The following is a 13,206-nucleotide window of genomic DNA, read 5'->3' as shown; positions in this document are numbered from 1 at the left end:
CTCCCTGGGTCTGGGGGACCGCACGCCGGCAGCCCGTTTTCCGGCATTTCCTGTTGAACGGCCCAAGGCCGTTCATGTTCCAACCGATTGCTGCCAAGTGTGGGCAGCAATTCCTTGGTTTGTATTCTGATGACGTTTACGCAGCGACGGGGGGTGCGGATTGGTGCCGCATGCTGGCTTTGTGTCGGGAAAGGCTCCCTCACGGAGAAGTGAGCGCGTGCCGGCCGTTCGGATCGGCGATCAACGCAAAAACGGCGCGGGTTGCCCCGCGCCGCTCAATCGATCATGTCTTGTTGTTAGATCAGGCGGAAAGCGCCTTAAACTCTGCGAGGATGGCATCCCCCATCTCGACAGTTCCAACCTGCCGGGCGCCTTCGGCCATGATGTCGCCCGTGCGAATGCCCTTATCCAGTACGTTGGCAATCGCCTTTTCCAGACGATCGGCCTCAGTGACCATGTTGAAGGAGTAGCGCAGGCACATGGCGAAAGAAGCGATCATGGCGATTGGATTGGCGATGCCCTTGCCGGCAATGTCGGGAGCCGAACCATGTACAGGCTCATAGAGCGCCTTGCGCTTGCCAGTCTTGCCGTCAGGAGCGCCGAGCGATGCAGAAGGAAGCATGCCGAGCGAGCCCGTCAGCATGGCGGCGACGTCCGACAGCATGTCTCCGAACAGGTTGTCCGTCACAATGACGTCGAACTGCTTCGGCGCACGGACCAGTTGCATGCCGCCGGCATCAGCCAGCATGTGGTCTAGCTGAACGTCGGCGAATTTCTCCTTGTGCGTCGCGGTCACCACCTGGTTCCACAACACGCCCGACTTCATGACGTTGCGCTTTTCCATCGAGCAGACGCGGTTGTTGCGGGTGCGTGCGAGCTCAAAAGCAACGGCGGAGATGCGCTCAATCTCGTAGGTGTCATAAACCTGGGTGTCGATTGCGCGCTTCTGGCCATTGCCGAGATCGGTGATGGTCTTGGGTTCGCCGAAATAGACGCCGCCGGTCAGTTCGCGCACGATCAGGATGTCGAGGCCTTCGACCAGTTCGGGCTTCAGCGAAGAGGCATTGGCGAGCGCCGGATAGCAGATCGCAGGGCGCAGATTTGCAAAGAGTTCAAGATCCTTGCGTAGACGCAAGAGGCCGGCCTCCGGGCGCACGTCATAGGGCACGTCGTCCCACTTCGGACCGCCGACGGCACCGAAGAGAACGGCATCTGCGGCAAGCGCCTTGGCCATATCCTCTTCCGAAATCGCCACGCCGTGGGCGTCGTAAGCCGAGCCGCCGACCAGACCTTCGTCGGTGACGAAACCCGCACCCTGTTCATCGTTCATATAGGCGATGATCTTGCGGACCTCGGCCATGGCCTCGGGGCCGATGCCGTCGCCGGGCAGGAGAAGAAGATTGCGAGCCGTCATGGATACCTCCACTCGAAAAAGAAGTCGCGGTTTCTTACGCGCGGGTCCCTGGCTTTTCAAGCGAGATAGGCCGGAAACGGTACGGTTTGCGGATCCCTTGGCGCCGGTGGAGGCAGTTGACCATGCTAAAGCAGCGGTTCATTAGAAGCCCAATCAGAATCGGATCTTGGCTCCATGGCTTCTCGTCCCCTGCATATCGAAACCCCGCTATTGCGTACCGCTGCCGACTACAGCGAAAGCGGGGTTCCTCTCTGGCTGAAACTCGATGCCCTGCAACCCTCCGGCAGTTTCAAGCTCAGGGGTGTCGGTTTGCTCTGCCAGCAAGAGGTTGCGAAGGGTGCCCTAGAGATTTTTTGTGCGTCCGGCGGAAATGCGGGTATCGCAGCCGCCGTCGCCGGCCGCTCGCTCGGGGTGCCGGTGACCATCGTCGTGCCCGAGACGACATCGGTCGAGGTGAGAGAGCGAATTTTGGCGACTGGCGCCCATGTTCTGGTCCACGGTTCTGTCTTCGATGAGGCGAACGCGCACGCCATTTCACTCGCTGCCGAGCGCAAAGCGGCGTACGTGCACCCCTACGACCATCCGGTTCTGTGGGACGGCCACGCCACGCTGATCGACGAAGTCGTCAGGGCCGGCGCGGTCTTCGATTGCGTGGTGACCAGCGTCGGTGGCGGCGGGCTGCTGGCCGGTATCGTGGAAGGATTGCGCCGCAACGGCCTCTCGGACATTCCTGTTATTGCGGTAGAGACTGAGGGCGCGGCATCTTTGAATGCCTCCATCACCGTACAGCAGCGCGTCATGCTGCCCGCAATCACCTCGATTGCAACCTCACTTGGCGCGCGCCAAGTCGCGCAGCATGTCTTCGACCTTGTCAGTCAACATTCGATTGAAAGCGTGACTGTTTCGGATGCAGATGCGGTCGCGGCCTGCCTGAAGTTTGCCGATGCCCACCGGATCCTGGTGGAGCCGGCCTGTGGCGCAGCGCTTGCCGTAGCCGATGTTCATGCGGGCTTGCTGTCGCGCTTCAAGGCCCCGTTGATCGAAGTCTGCGGTGGAATAGGCGTTTCGCTTGCGATGCTCGACAGCTGGCGCGCACGTTTCCTCTGAGCATTAAAAAAGCCGGGATGCCCGGCTTTTTGCGAAACGGTTTCGATCGACTTAAGCCCAGGGGCGCTGGGCTGCATTCGACTTTTCGAAATTCGCGATGCTGCTCGCCTTTTCCAGGGTCAAGCCAATGTCGTCGAGGCCGTTCAACATGCAATGGCGCTTGAAGGCATCGAGTTCGAATGAGATCTTGCCACCATCCGGACCGGTGATTTCCTGGGCTTCCAGGTCGACTGTCAGGACTGCGTTCGAGCCGCGGCTCGCATCATCCATCAGCTTCTCCAGGTTTTCCGGGCTGACGACGATTGGCAGAATGCCGTTCTTGAAACAGTTGTTGTAGAAAATGTCGGCGAAGGAGGTCGAGATGACGCAGCGGATGCCGAAATCGAGCAGCGCCCAGGGCGCATGTTCGCGCGAAGAGCCGCAACCGAAATTATCGCCGGCAACAAGGATCTGGGCGTTGCGGTAGGCCGGCTTGTTCAGCACGAAATCCGGGTTCTCCGAGCCGTCTTCCTTATAGCGCGCTTCGGCGAAGAGGCCGGTACCGAGACCAGTGCGCTTGATCGTCTTCAGGTAATCCTTCGGGATGATCATGTCCGTGTCGATGTTCACGACAGGTAGCGGTGCAGCGACACCAGTGAGCTTTACAAACTTGTCCATCAATCTGCCTTCGATCTGGCTGGAATGCTTCTCATGTCTCGCCCATAGAACAAAACACCGAAGAATTGAAGGAGAATCTTGAACGCCAGCCGACGTAGGGCGGCCGGTCGAATCGATATCGCGCCGGTTGCCAAGTGGGGCCGCCAATCAGGAGGATCGGAGGCAAACCAGCGAGGACATCACAAATCGATGATCGTGCCCTTACCGTCATTCCAGACGCGCAAGTCTTCGCGTCGTTTTGCCTTGGCGTACACAGGAGCCCGCTTGGTGCGACCCATCAACATTCGGGCGCCGAGGGACACGGTAAGCAGCGCGCCGATGACGATGGTGAGTGACACAGCGAAGGCGGCCGCGAGACCAACGAAAGCGAGACCGGCGAGGGCGATGACGGCGGAACGAAAATTCTGCATGATCTGTGTCCTTTCTCAGTCGCCAAGGTGGTCCTTATTCCGCTGCAATGCAAGGGCCTTTCACCGAATTGTCATCTTGCGCGGACTGGGAAAGATTGCCAAAACCCATGCATGTACCGTGTCCAAACAGAGTTCCGAGATCGTCACCCCCTTCGTCTGCGCCGTTCGGTTTTGACGGTGCCAGCCGTCAACGAGCGGGCTCTGGCGAAGATTTGCGATTTGGATTGCGATGCGGTGATCTTCGATCTTGAGGACTCGGTTGCGCCGGAGAAGAAGTCCGAAGCACGGGAAAACCTCAAGAATTTCTTGGAGCAAGCTGATCTGGACTGGCGCGAGCGGATCATTCGGATCAATGCCGTGGATAGCGTCCATCTGGCCGACGACCTGCAGTTGATCCGTGCGCTGATACCAGATGCCGTCCTTCTCCCCAAGGTGGAGGAGCCGGCATCGATTCAGAGCGTGGCGGATTGGCTGGCGGAAGCAGATGCGACGGAAAGTCTCAGAATATGGGCGATGATCGAGACACCGCGTGGCGTGCTGAATGCTACGACGATTGCGTCGTCGGGACGCACGGCGAACGGCCGGCTCGATACCTTCGTGCTGGGGTTGAATGATTTGCGCAAGGCGACGGGCATTCCGGCCGAACCGGGCCGCAGATATCTAGTGCCCTATCTGATGCAGGTAGTCCTTGCGGCCCGGGCCTATGGGCTCGATGTGATCGACAGCGTGTCAAATGACTTTCGTGACATGGACGCTTTCGCTGCAGAGTGTGCTCAAGCCCGATCGATGGGCTTCGATGGGAAGATGCTGATCCACCCCTCGCAGATCGGACCCGCCAATGATCGATTTGGACCTGAGCCGAACGCGGTCGCAGAGGCGCAGCACGTGGTGGCGCAATTTGCCGATCCACGGCATGCTGGATTGAATGTCATCAATGTCAACGGCCGGATGATCGAGCGGCTGCATGCCGAGGAGGCCGAACGGCTTTTAGGCATGGTGGCATTGATCGAGGCAAGAAAGGAAAGTCAGAAATGAGAGTCTATCGTTTTATCACCGGCCCGGACGATTCGTCGTTCTGCCATCGGGTGACCGACGCTTTGAATAAGGGTTGGGAACTGCATGGCTCCCCGAGCCTGACGTTCAACGCCGCCGAGAACAAGACGTTTTGCGGGCAGGCGGTGGTCAAGACCGTTCACGGCAAGGACTACCATCCGGACATGAAGCTCGGCGAACAGTAAGGCGTGCTCCGTCGAAGCAGCCGCATGCTCCTGCCTGTGGCCTGATGGCCGCAGGTTTCCTGCGCTTGCACACGAGTGTTTTTAGCTGGTTCGCAAAGCCGGTGCTCCGGTGCGACATAATGCATATCTTCCCTTATAGGCACCCGTGCAGGCGTGATCTATATAAGGGGCTCGATGTCTATGAGAGCAAAGGATTTGCCATGCTGGATGTGGTTGTCGTCGGCGGTGGCTATGTTGGTCTTTCCGTTGCAGTTTCGATTAAACAAGCCGCGCCCCATCTTGGCGTGGAAGTGATCGAGGCCGCGCCCGAGGGTGCCTGGAAGAAGGACCCGCGGGCTTCCGCCATCATCTCGGCAGCCACGAAGATGCTCGACGTTTTCGGCCTGTGGGATCGCATCGAGCCGGATGCGCAGCCGATCAACCGGATGATTGTGACGGATTCCAAAACATCCGATCCTGTGCGGCCGGTTTTCCTCACCTTCGACGGCGCGGTCGAGGATGGGCACCCCTTCGCCCACATGATTCCCAATGTCAGCATGGTTGCCGCGCTGCGTGACGCTTGCGCCGAGCGTGGAATCAACATCCGCCATGGCCTCAGAGCGACTGATTTTCGTGACACCGGCCCGTCGGCTGAGTTGACCTTGTCCGATGGAAGCAAGCTAAATACCCGGCTGGTCGTCGCTTGCGATGGCGTTCGCTCTAAGCTGCGCGACTTTGCGGGGATCAAGACGGTGACCTGGCAATATGGGCAGTCTGGTATCGTCACCACTGTCGAACACGAGAGACCGCATGATGGTGTTGCCGAGGAGCACTTTCTCCCGGCTGGCCCCTTTGCCATCCTTCCTCTCAAGGGCAATCGCTCCTCGCTCGTCTGGACGGAGCGGACGGAAGATGCCGACCGGCTCGTCGCTTCGGATGATCTCCTTTTCGAGGCGGAACTGGAGCGGCGTTTCGGGCACAAACTCGGAACCATCAAGGTCACTGCCGACCGTCGCGCCTTCCCCCTTGGGCTTACTCTCGCTCGGGCTTTCATCGCGCCGCGACTGGCGCTGGCCGGCGATGCTGCTCATGGCATCCACCCCATCTCGGGGCAGGGTCTCAATCTGGGCTTCAAGGATGTGGCAGCGCTCGCCGAGACGGTGGTCGAAGCCGATCGGCTGGGTCTCGACATCGGCTCGGTCAATGTTCTGGATCGCTATCAGATCTGGCGGCGGTTCGACACCTTCCGAATGGGCGTCACAACGGATGTTCTCAACCGTCTGTTTTCAAATGATGTCACGCCGATCCGCGTTTTACGCGACTTCGGACTTGGGATTGTCGAGGGGATTCCTGCTCTGAAGAACTACTTCATTCGTGAAGCTGCCGGATCAGCCGCGCATAATAGGCCCCGCCTGCTCGGTGGCCAGCAGATCTGACAGCCGCCTGGATTCCACCCGGTTCAGATCGGCATCTCCAACTTGCGGGCCTCGGAGACCAGCATGATCGGAACGCCGTCGCGAATCGGGTAGGCGAGGTGCGCTTTCTCAGAGACGAGTTCGTTCTTTTCCCGATCGAACTTCAGCAGCCCATGTGTCAGCGGACAGACGAGTAACTCGAGCATCTTCGGATCGGCACCAGTCGTCTTGTCGTCCATTGAGAGCCTATTGAAGCATGGTATCGCCGTCGCCGAAATTTCGGGCGAGGACGATCTCGGTGATGGCGATCAAGGTTTCGGCACGCGTCCGCAGATCCGGAGCCTCAAGCAGTGCCTGTTTTTCCGCAGGGCCGAAAGGCGACATCATCGACAGGGAATTGACCAGCGTGATGTTGGATGCCCGCTCCACGCTTTCCCAGTCAGCCTCCAGCTTGTTGGCTTCCAGATAAGCCCTGAAAGCCGACAACAGGCCCGAACGGTCCACCTGTGCTTCATCCTCCCCGGTGGTCAGGTCAGCCACGAACGGCGCAATCGTGAAGGTGCGGTATGGTTTTGTGCCGGCGACTTCTTCCAGCAAACGGAAGCGGCAGATGCCGGCGAGCGAGACAATGTAACGTCCGTCACCGGTCTCGGTGAAGGATGTGATCCGTCCGATGCAGCCGACCGGGGCCAGAGCCGGGCGCTCCGGCAGGATATCCGCCTGTACCTCGGTGAGTGCGGGCTGGATCATGCCGATCAGTCGGTTTCCGGCCATGGCGGCATCCAGCATGGCCAGATAACGAGGCTCGAAGATGTTGAGTGGCAATTGTCCGCCCGGCAGAAGCAGGGCACCCGAAATCGGAAAAACCGGTACCGTCTCAGGAAGATCTTCCGCCGTCAGATATCTGGCATTTCCCACTTGCATTGAAGCCCATCCTGTTCGGAAAATCTCCGCATTCTCATTCGCTTCTATCTGGGTCGCGCCGGGCAAAACTCAAGCCCGCAGCCCTTCACGAAAAGAGAATGGAAGAAAGCTTGCGGCGCGCCATGATGGTTGCCGGATCCTTTGGTCCCCAGACCTCGAAGAACTGCAACAGCTGCTTGCGCGCACCGTCATCTTCGAAGGTCCGGTCTCGCTTCATGATCAGAAGCAGGTGCTCGGCAGCTTCTTCCCGCCGGCCCTCGACGTTGCGGATCTTTGCGAGCTTCATGCGCGCTTCGTGATCGTCGGGGCTGAGGGACAGCGTGTGTTCTAGCGCCACCGGGTCGCCGAGCTTGCGTGCCTCCTCGATCTGGTCCAGTCGCTTCAGCTGCGCCTGCACTTCGGGCGCCTTAGACAATTCGTCCGGCAGCTGGCTGATAAGTTCACGCGCGCGCACATGCTGATTGGCTTCAATCATGCATTCGGCCATGCCGGCAAGTGCGCGAACATTATCAGGATCAGCCTGCAGGACCGCAGCAAAGAGTTGGGCTGCACCATCGATATCGCCGGCGACGACAAGACCGGCGGCCTCTTCGAGGACGGCGGCGATCTCTGCTGCCTGGTCTGCACCTGCCGGGCCGCCGATCTTGTCGATGAAAGCCTTGACCTGGCTTTCGGGCAGGGCGCCCATGAAACCATCCGCCGGGCGGCCGTCGACGAAGGCGACGACAGCGGGGATTGACTGGATGCCCAGCTGACCCGCAATGGCGGGATGGTCATCAATGTTCATCTTCACGAGCTTGACGCGGCCGCCTGCCTCTTTCACGGCCTTCTCGATGATCGGCGTCAGCTGACGGCAAGGACCGCACCAGGGCGCCCAGAAATCGACGAGAACCGGCTGCCGACGCGATTCTTCCAGCACATCCTTTCCGAAGGTGGCCGTGGTCGTATCCTTGACGAGATCCGCCTCAGTGGCCGCCGGCGCGGGGGAGGCCCCGAATTGTGCATTCGCCGTCATGGTTTGATTGCCGTAGCCGCCGTAAGGGTTCCCGTAGTCGCTCATCTCGCGCATCTCCGCATGTCGCGCCAGCATTTTATACAGGCTGGCATTTGCCGCTAAGATCGTATGTCAGGCCGTCACTTTCAAGACAAGCGGCGAGTGACCCGTTGCCTGCATGAACCGCAGCAGGTCATCGCGCCCGATGGAGGTCGTCGCCTCGTTTGTGAGCGGATGGCAGTTGATTATCTCGTGTTGCATCAGGTCCTTGTCGAGGACGAAAGTCACCTTATGGTCAGTGTCATTGATCGCCCCGAAAGCAGTGACTGAGCCCGGCGCCACACCGAGATATTCCATCAGCTTTTCCGGTTTGCCGAACGACACCTTGCTCGCAGCGCCGATGACCGTATGCACGGTCTTCAGATCAACGTTGGCATTCTCCTCAACCGTCAGCAGGAAGAACTGGTCCTTCTTGTCCTTCACGAAGAGGTTCTTCGTATGGCCTCCGGGGATCTCGTCACGCAAAGATACCGACTCGGCGACGGTGAATACCGGCGGGTGCGTTTTCGTCTTGTGCGGAATGTTCAGCGAGTCGAGAAGTCGGAACAGGTCGTCTGCAGTCTTCGGAGATGCGCTTTCGGTCTCAACGGTCATGGGCGGGCCTTTTTTTGCTGATTTTCCGGTTCTTCAGGCTGATATCGGCGACAGAGATAGGCCCGTCGCTCATCGCTTGCAATCTTCTTTGTCTCGAAAAATCCCGCATTTACGGGGGTTTGGCAGTTGCAGCACAGAGATTTTCATTTTTTTCGCGATGAACTGACATTTCCCTGTTGCATTTAAAAATCGTTTGGGCGATATAGCGCCCGTCGCCGCAAAACGGACGGCCCACGATCCAGACACTACCCCAGGATCGCGGTTATGAGCGGGTGTAGCTCAGGGGTAGAGCACAACCTTGCCAAGGTTGGGGTCGAGCGTTCGAATCGCTTCACCCGCTCCATTTTCTCTCTTCGATAAGACCGGCAGACTCTGGACGCCGATGCGGCGCTTGTGTCTATTTGCTCCGAATTTCATTCGGAGGTGAAGATGACGAATCGTCTGGCGGGCAAGGTTGCAATCATATCTGGTGGTGCGACCGGCATGGGTGGTGCATCCTCGCGGCTCTTCGCTGCCGAGGGGGCGAAAGTGGCGATCATCGATCGCAACGCTGATGCAGCAGAAGAAACGGCAGCCGCAATCCGCAAGGCCGGTGGCGTCTGCGAGGTTTTTGTCGCCGACGTCTCAGATGAAGCGCAGGTTGAGTCTGCGGTCCGACAGGTGGAATCAAGCCTTGGAACGGTTACTGTGCTGTTCAATCACGCCGGCACGATTGTCATCAAACCATTCCTCGAAACGACGCTCGAGGAATGGGACTGGCTGCATGCGGTGAATGTCCGTTCGATGTTTCTCATGACACGTGCCGTTCTGCCGGGCATGATTGCTGCCGGCGGTGGCTCGATCGTCTGCACCTCGTCGATATCGGCCGTCGCTGCAACGCCGATGGAGGTGCTCTACGACACCACCAAAGGCGCGGTCCATATGTTTGCTCGGGCGATCGCGGTGGAATTCCGCGACCGCAACATCCGCTGCAATGCTGTCTGCCCGGGCTTTATCCGGACCCCGCACGGCTTGCGCGAAGTGGCGGAACTGACTGCCCACGGCGTCGATGTCTCCGAATCCGCCATCGCCGCTCAGCAGGGTAGAATAGGCGAGCCCGAGGATGTTGCACGCGCCGCCCTCTACCTCGCCAGTGACGACTCACAATTCGTGAACGGGGTTCACCTGTTCGTCGACAACGGCTTTACCGCGATCTGATTCAGTTCTTGGAAAAGACGTAGTCCGTTTCCTGACGCAGGACTTCCCCGGGACGCAGGATAGCGTTTGGAAAGCCAGGATGGTTGACGGCGTCAGGCCAGACCTGCGTTTCCAGACAGAAGCCGGCATACCGTCCATAGGTATGTCCGTCGAGACCCGGAACGGCGACGTTGAGATAGACGCCGGCATAGAATTGGACGCCCGGCTCCGTCGTCAGAACTTCCATCGAAACGCCTGAATTGACGCTGCGGGCAAGGGCCACGCTGCGTTTGGCGATGCGGGTGCCGGATAGGCAAAAGTTGTGGTCGTAACGGAACTGCGCGCCGTCGACATCCAGCCGGATCGGGCGCATCTCGCGGAAATCGAAGGCGGAATGATCGACCTTCTTGATCTCTCCCGTCGGGATGAGCTTCTCGTCGACAGGCGTATAGTGGTCGGCTGCGATCATCAGATCGTGACCGAGAATGTCCGGCCGTCCATCGAGATTAAAATACGCATGATGGCAAACATTGGCGATTGTCGGTTTGTCCGTCACCGTTTCGTAGACGACGGAGAAGACGCCCTCGGGCTTGAGAGTGAAGACAGCGGTCGTGCGTGTGGTTCCCGGATAGCCGGCACGGCCTTCGGGATCGACGATTTCCATCGTCACGTGATCTGCACCGAGTTCGAGGATCGTCCAGTTGCGGCGTCCCATACCATCCGTGCCACCATGCAGATGGGTGACACCGCGTTCGTTTAACTCAAGCTGATAACTCACCCCGTCGAGCGTGAACCGACCGTCGCCAATGCGATTGGCACAACGACCCGGCGTCGCCCCGAAATAAGGGGAATGATCGAGATAGCTTTGAAGATTATCGAAGCCCAGCACCAGCGGCGCGTCATGGCCCTCAATCCGCAGATCCTGAAGGACCGCCCCAAAGGTCAGGATCGAGGCGGTCAGGCCTCCGCCGGTCAGGACGACCCGTTCCACACTTTCCCCCGTCGGCATCACGCCGAATAGCTGTCTCGTCATAAGTCCGTTTCCTCACCGTTTTGCCGTCTGCGCTTTCAGGCGGACATTCGACTCATTCCGCGACTGTCTCGCCGATCTCGTCAATATCATAAGGCGTCATCTGGTAGATCTCATTGATCCAGTTGCCGAACAGCAGATGCGCATGACCCCGCCAGCGATTGAGCGGCGTCAAGGTGTCGTCGTTGTGCGGGAAATAGTTGTGCGGCAGCTTGATCGGGAGGCCCGCGGATTTGTCGCGGAAATACTCATCGCCAAGCGAAGTCGAATCGTATTCCACATGGTTGAACATGTAGAGGCGGTTGCCCCGTTTCTCTTGTACGAGGCACACACCCATCTCGTCGGATTCCAGGAGGATCTTCAGGTCAGGCTTCTTTTCGATATCTTCGCGGCGGACCTCCGTCCAGCGCGATACCGGGACCTGGAAGTCATCCGAGAAACCGTTGAGGTAGACCGAGGATGGCGCGAGGTTGCGGTGGCGATAGACACCGAAGGCCTTCTCCTTGAGTGCATGTTTCGGCACTTTGTGGAAATGGTAGATGGCCGCCATGGCACCCCAGCACACGTTCATCGTCGAATGCACGTTGGTTTCGGTCCACTCGAGGATCTCCTCGAGCTCCGGCCAATAGGTGACCTCTTCGAAAGGCAAGGTTTCAATCGGCGCGCCGGTGATAATGAAGCCGTCAAACTTGCGGTGTTTCACATCATCCCATGTTTGATAGAAGCTTAAGAGGTGCTCCTCGGGTGTGTTCTTTGCCTTGTGTCCGCCCATGCGGACCAGCGTCAGTTCCACCTGTAGCGGCGATGCTCCAATGAGGCGTGCAAACTGAACTTCCGTCTTGATCTTGTTCGGCATGAGATTGAGAAGCGCGATCTGTAGAGGGCGAATGTCCTGGCGGACAGCCACGGTCTCGGTCATTACCCGCACGCCCTCATGCACGAGGGTCTCGAAGGCAGGCAGTGTATCTGGAATTCGGATCGGCATGTTACTCTCGACTTTCCTTGTCACGGCGGCTCGAGGGCCGCGGAAACAAAAATACCGGTAGCTTCAAATCGCCACCGGTCCTCGGAAAGTCTCGACTCGCCTCGGCCCTTTAGCGACTTATTTTACGTGGCTGCAAGCCGGCCGGCCAAATCACCACGGGACGAAGCCTTCTTTACGCCTCTCTCACACGCGAATCAATGGGCAAGCCCACCCGGGCTTTCCGTTGGACAATCGAACTGCAGGCACCGGATCAGTTGCCCCAGACCACCGCCTCTTCGTGTCGCTTGATCAGGTGTTTCAGATTGTCGAAGCTGGAGCGGACGAAGCCGGCAAATTGCTCCACGGCCGGAGAGCGAGGAGCATCGATACGGCGCAGGATGGCGAGTGCCCGTTCGGGATGCGGAATATTGATCGGAAGTGCCGTGATCGTCTTCTCTTTCCGTTGAGCAAAGACGACGCTGTGCGGCATCACGGTGAGCGCGTCTGCCGCCTTCAGGTAGTTGACGACACTGGCGAGCGATCCGCCGGAATAGCGGATCCGGATTTCCGTGGCACCGAAGGACAGCAGCAAGGCGCGCAGATCCGCCAGAAGAGGGCTGCCAGGCGGCGGTGCGACCCAGGCATGATCGAGCAGATGCGCGGGCTGCAGGCGGCGCTTGAGCAGAAGCGGATGGGTGACACGGCACGCAATCACGTTGCGACCCGGCAGGATCTGCTGAAAGGCGAGGCCGGACCCCTCATCCAGGATATCGATCGGGCAGATTGCCAGATCGATCTGGTCGGCCTTCAATGCCGCACGCAAATCCGGAAAATAGCCGTAGGACTGTTCGATATGAACATCCGGGTGGCTCGTTTGGAATTCGGCACAGATGCCGGCAATGAGCGCATCCATGAAGAAGGGAGTACCCCCCACCCGGACGACGCCGCTCTTGCCGACCCGGAAACTCTCCATCAGATCGGAGGCCTTGCGCGATGCGGCCAGCATGGCAAGCCCATGTTCGGCCAAGGCAATTCCGAGCGGCGTCGGCTGCAACGGCCGCCTGCCCTTGATGAAAAGCGGTTCGCCCACGCGCTTTTCCAGCATCGACAGAGTGCGCGACACCGCCGGTTGCGCCAGCCCCAGAAGGGCTGCACCTTCGGTCACACCGCCCGTTTTGACCACGGCAGCCAGCTGGATGAGATGTCGCTCGTCGAACTTCATAACCGATTGTTATATTGGCTCC

15 protein-coding genes, 1 tRNA gene and 1 riboswitch are annotated in these 13,206 nt (G+C 59.1%); of the genes, 6 read left to right on the top strand and 10 right to left on the bottom strand.

The window, feature by feature from the left end; translation table 11 throughout:
• Positions 1-301: 301 nt before the first annotated feature.
• Positions 302-1,414 carry a 3-isopropylmalate dehydrogenase gene (gene leuB, locus FJQ55_RS16595; protein ID WP_140829870.1) on the bottom strand — a complete coding sequence of 371 codons (1,113 nt, stop codon included), beginning with the start codon at positions 1,412-1,414 and terminating at the stop codon, positions 302-304.
• Between the two features lie 174 nt (positions 1,415-1,588).
• Here leuB and FJQ55_RS16590 point away from each other — a divergent pair, with 174 nt between their 5' ends.
• Positions 1,589-2,521 (top strand): pyridoxal-phosphate dependent enzyme, encoded by a 933-nt coding sequence (locus tag FJQ55_RS16590; protein ID WP_140829869.1) that lies wholly within the window; start codon positions 1,589-1,591, stop codon positions 2,519-2,521.
• Between the two features lie 51 nt (positions 2,522-2,572).
• Here FJQ55_RS16590 and leuD read toward each other — a convergent pair whose 3' ends face one another.
• The gene (leuD, locus tag FJQ55_RS16585; protein WP_140829868.1) at positions 2,573-3,178 is read right to left on the bottom strand and encodes a 3-isopropylmalate dehydratase small subunit; all 606 of its coding nucleotides are present in this window, start codon (positions 3,176-3,178) and stop codon (positions 2,573-2,575) included.
• A 179-nt stretch (positions 3,179-3,357) separates the two neighbouring features.
• Positions 3,358-3,588 (bottom strand): hypothetical protein, encoded by a 231-nt coding sequence (locus tag FJQ55_RS16580; protein WP_062281809.1) that lies wholly within the window; start codon positions 3,586-3,588, stop codon positions 3,358-3,360.
• 111 nt (positions 3,589-3,699) lie between these two features.
• Between FJQ55_RS16580 and FJQ55_RS16575 the strand changes: the two genes are divergently transcribed.
• The 3 genes from FJQ55_RS16575 (at position 3,700) to FJQ55_RS16565 (ending at position 6,241) form a co-directional block, all read left to right on the top strand.
• On the top strand, positions 3,700-4,623 hold the full coding sequence (locus FJQ55_RS16575; RefSeq protein WP_140830076.1) for an HpcH/HpaI aldolase/citrate lyase family protein: 924 nt from the start codon (positions 3,700-3,702) through the stop codon (positions 4,621-4,623).
• The gene (locus tag FJQ55_RS16570) at positions 4,620-4,826 is read left to right on the top strand and encodes a DUF1737 domain-containing protein (protein ID WP_140829866.1); all 207 of its coding nucleotides are present in this window, start codon (positions 4,620-4,622) and stop codon (positions 4,824-4,826) included. Before FJQ55_RS16575 ends, FJQ55_RS16570 begins: the two co-directional genes overlap by 4 nt.
• Positions 4,827-5,026: 200 nt before the next feature.
• Positions 5,027-6,241 (top strand): ubiquinone biosynthesis hydroxylase, encoded by a 1,215-nt coding sequence (locus tag FJQ55_RS16565; protein WP_140829865.1) that lies wholly within the window; start codon positions 5,027-5,029, stop codon positions 6,239-6,241.
• A gap of 23 nt (positions 6,242-6,264) precedes the next feature.
• Here the strand turns inward: FJQ55_RS16565 and FJQ55_RS16560 are convergent, their stop codons facing one another.
• The 4 genes from FJQ55_RS16560 to FJQ55_RS16545 form a co-directional block, all read right to left on the bottom strand.
• The gene (locus FJQ55_RS16560) at positions 6,265-6,459 is read right to left on the bottom strand and encodes a Trm112 family protein (RefSeq protein WP_140829863.1); all 195 of its coding nucleotides are present in this window, start codon (positions 6,457-6,459) and stop codon (positions 6,265-6,267) included.
• Positions 6,460-6,466: 7 nt separating this feature from the next.
• Entirely contained in the window at positions 6,467-7,144 is a 678-nt protein-coding gene (locus FJQ55_RS16555; RefSeq protein WP_140829861.1) for an LON peptidase substrate-binding domain-containing protein, read from the bottom strand.
• Positions 7,145-7,229: 85 nt separating this feature from the next.
• Positions 7,230-8,204, bottom strand: coding sequence for a thioredoxin (trxA, locus tag FJQ55_RS16550; RefSeq protein WP_140829859.1), 975 nt, complete (start codon positions 8,202-8,204; stop codon positions 7,230-7,232).
• A gap of 66 nt (positions 8,205-8,270) precedes the next feature.
• Positions 8,271-8,792: a prolyl-tRNA synthetase associated domain-containing protein gene (locus FJQ55_RS16545; RefSeq protein WP_140829857.1), complete on the bottom strand. Its 522-nt coding sequence runs from the start codon at positions 8,790-8,792 to the stop codon at positions 8,271-8,273.
• A gap of 268 nt (positions 8,793-9,060) precedes the next feature.
• Here FJQ55_RS16545 and FJQ55_RS16540 point away from each other — a divergent pair.
• Positions 9,061-9,135, top strand: a tRNA-Gly gene (locus FJQ55_RS16540).
• Positions 9,136-9,221: 86 nt separating this feature from the next.
• Positions 9,222-9,989, top strand: coding sequence for an SDR family NAD(P)-dependent oxidoreductase (locus tag FJQ55_RS16535; RefSeq protein ID WP_140829855.1), 768 nt, complete (start codon positions 9,222-9,224; stop codon positions 9,987-9,989).
• 1 nt (position 9,990) lies between these two features.
• Here the strand turns inward: FJQ55_RS16535 and FJQ55_RS16530 are convergent, their stop codons facing one another.
• The 3 genes from FJQ55_RS16530 to FJQ55_RS16520 all read right to left on the bottom strand — a co-directional run bounded on the left by FJQ55_RS16530 (position 9,991) and on the right by FJQ55_RS16520 (position 13,184).
• Positions 9,991-11,001 (bottom strand): aldose epimerase family protein, encoded by a 1,011-nt coding sequence (locus tag FJQ55_RS16530; RefSeq protein ID WP_140829853.1) that lies wholly within the window; start codon positions 10,999-11,001, stop codon positions 9,991-9,993.
• A gap of 52 nt (positions 11,002-11,053) precedes the next feature.
• Entirely contained in the window at positions 11,054-11,983 is a 930-nt protein-coding gene (metA, locus tag FJQ55_RS16525) for a homoserine O-acetyltransferase MetA (protein ID WP_140829851.1), read from the bottom strand.
• 89 nt (positions 11,984-12,072) lie between these two features.
• Positions 12,073-12,150: riboswitch (SAM riboswitch) on the bottom strand.
• 83 nt (positions 12,151-12,233) lie between these two features.
• Positions 12,234-13,184: a LysR family transcriptional regulator gene (locus FJQ55_RS16520; protein ID WP_140829849.1), complete on the bottom strand. Its 951-nt coding sequence runs from the start codon at positions 13,182-13,184 to the stop codon at positions 12,234-12,236.
• Between the last annotated feature and the right edge of the window lie 22 nt (positions 13,185-13,206).

Origin of the sequence: Rhizobium glycinendophyticum (assembly GCF_006443685.1) — a bacterium.
Taxonomy (GTDB): Bacteria; Pseudomonadota; Alphaproteobacteria; order Rhizobiales; family Rhizobiaceae; genus Allorhizobium; species Allorhizobium glycinendophyticum.
This window is presented reverse-complemented; position numbering and strand designations above follow the sequence as displayed.

Bases quoted from the DNA above. Each gene is read 5' to 3' on its own strand.
- leuB (WP_140829870.1), bottom strand. From the start codon at position 1,414: ATGACGGCTCGCAATCTTCTTCTCCTGCCCGGCGACGGCATCGGCCCC.
- FJQ55_RS16590 (WP_140829869.1), top strand. From the start codon at position 1,589: ATGGCTTCTCGTCCCCTGCATATCGAAACCCCGCTATTGCGTACCGCT.
- leuD (WP_140829868.1), bottom strand. From the start codon at position 3,178: ATGGACAAGTTTGTAAAGCTCACTGGTGTCGCTGCACCGCTACCTGTC.
- FJQ55_RS16580 (WP_062281809.1), bottom strand. From the start codon at position 3,588: ATGCAGAATTTTCGTTCCGCCGTCATCGCCCTCGCCGGTCTCGCTTTC.
- FJQ55_RS16575 (WP_140830076.1), top strand. From the start codon at position 3,700: ATGTACCGTGTCCAAACAGAGTTCCGAGATCGTCACCCCCTTCGTCTG.
- FJQ55_RS16570 (WP_140829866.1), top strand. From the start codon at position 4,620: ATGAGAGTCTATCGTTTTATCACCGGCCCGGACGATTCGTCGTTCTGC.
- FJQ55_RS16565 (WP_140829865.1), top strand. From the start codon at position 5,027: ATGCTGGATGTGGTTGTCGTCGGCGGTGGCTATGTTGGTCTTTCCGTT.
- FJQ55_RS16560 (WP_140829863.1), bottom strand. From the start codon at position 6,459: ATGGACGACAAGACGACTGGTGCCGATCCGAAGATGCTCGAGTTACTC.
- FJQ55_RS16555 (WP_140829861.1), bottom strand. From the start codon at position 7,144: ATGCAAGTGGGAAATGCCAGATATCTGACGGCGGAAGATCTTCCTGAG.
- trxA (WP_140829859.1), bottom strand. From the start codon at position 8,204: ATGAGCGACTACGGGAACCCTTACGGCGGCTACGGCAATCAAACCATG.
- FJQ55_RS16545 (WP_140829857.1), bottom strand. From the start codon at position 8,792: ATGACCGTTGAGACCGAAAGCGCATCTCCGAAGACTGCAGACGACCTG.
- FJQ55_RS16535 (WP_140829855.1), top strand. From the start codon at position 9,222: ATGACGAATCGTCTGGCGGGCAAGGTTGCAATCATATCTGGTGGTGCG.
- FJQ55_RS16530 (WP_140829853.1), bottom strand. From the start codon at position 11,001: ATGACGAGACAGCTATTCGGCGTGATGCCGACGGGGGAAAGTGTGGAA.
- metA (WP_140829851.1), bottom strand. From the start codon at position 11,983: ATGCCGATCCGAATTCCAGATACACTGCCTGCCTTCGAGACCCTCGTG.
- FJQ55_RS16520 (WP_140829849.1), bottom strand. From the start codon at position 13,184: ATGAAGTTCGACGAGCGACATCTCATCCAGCTGGCTGCCGTGGTCAAA.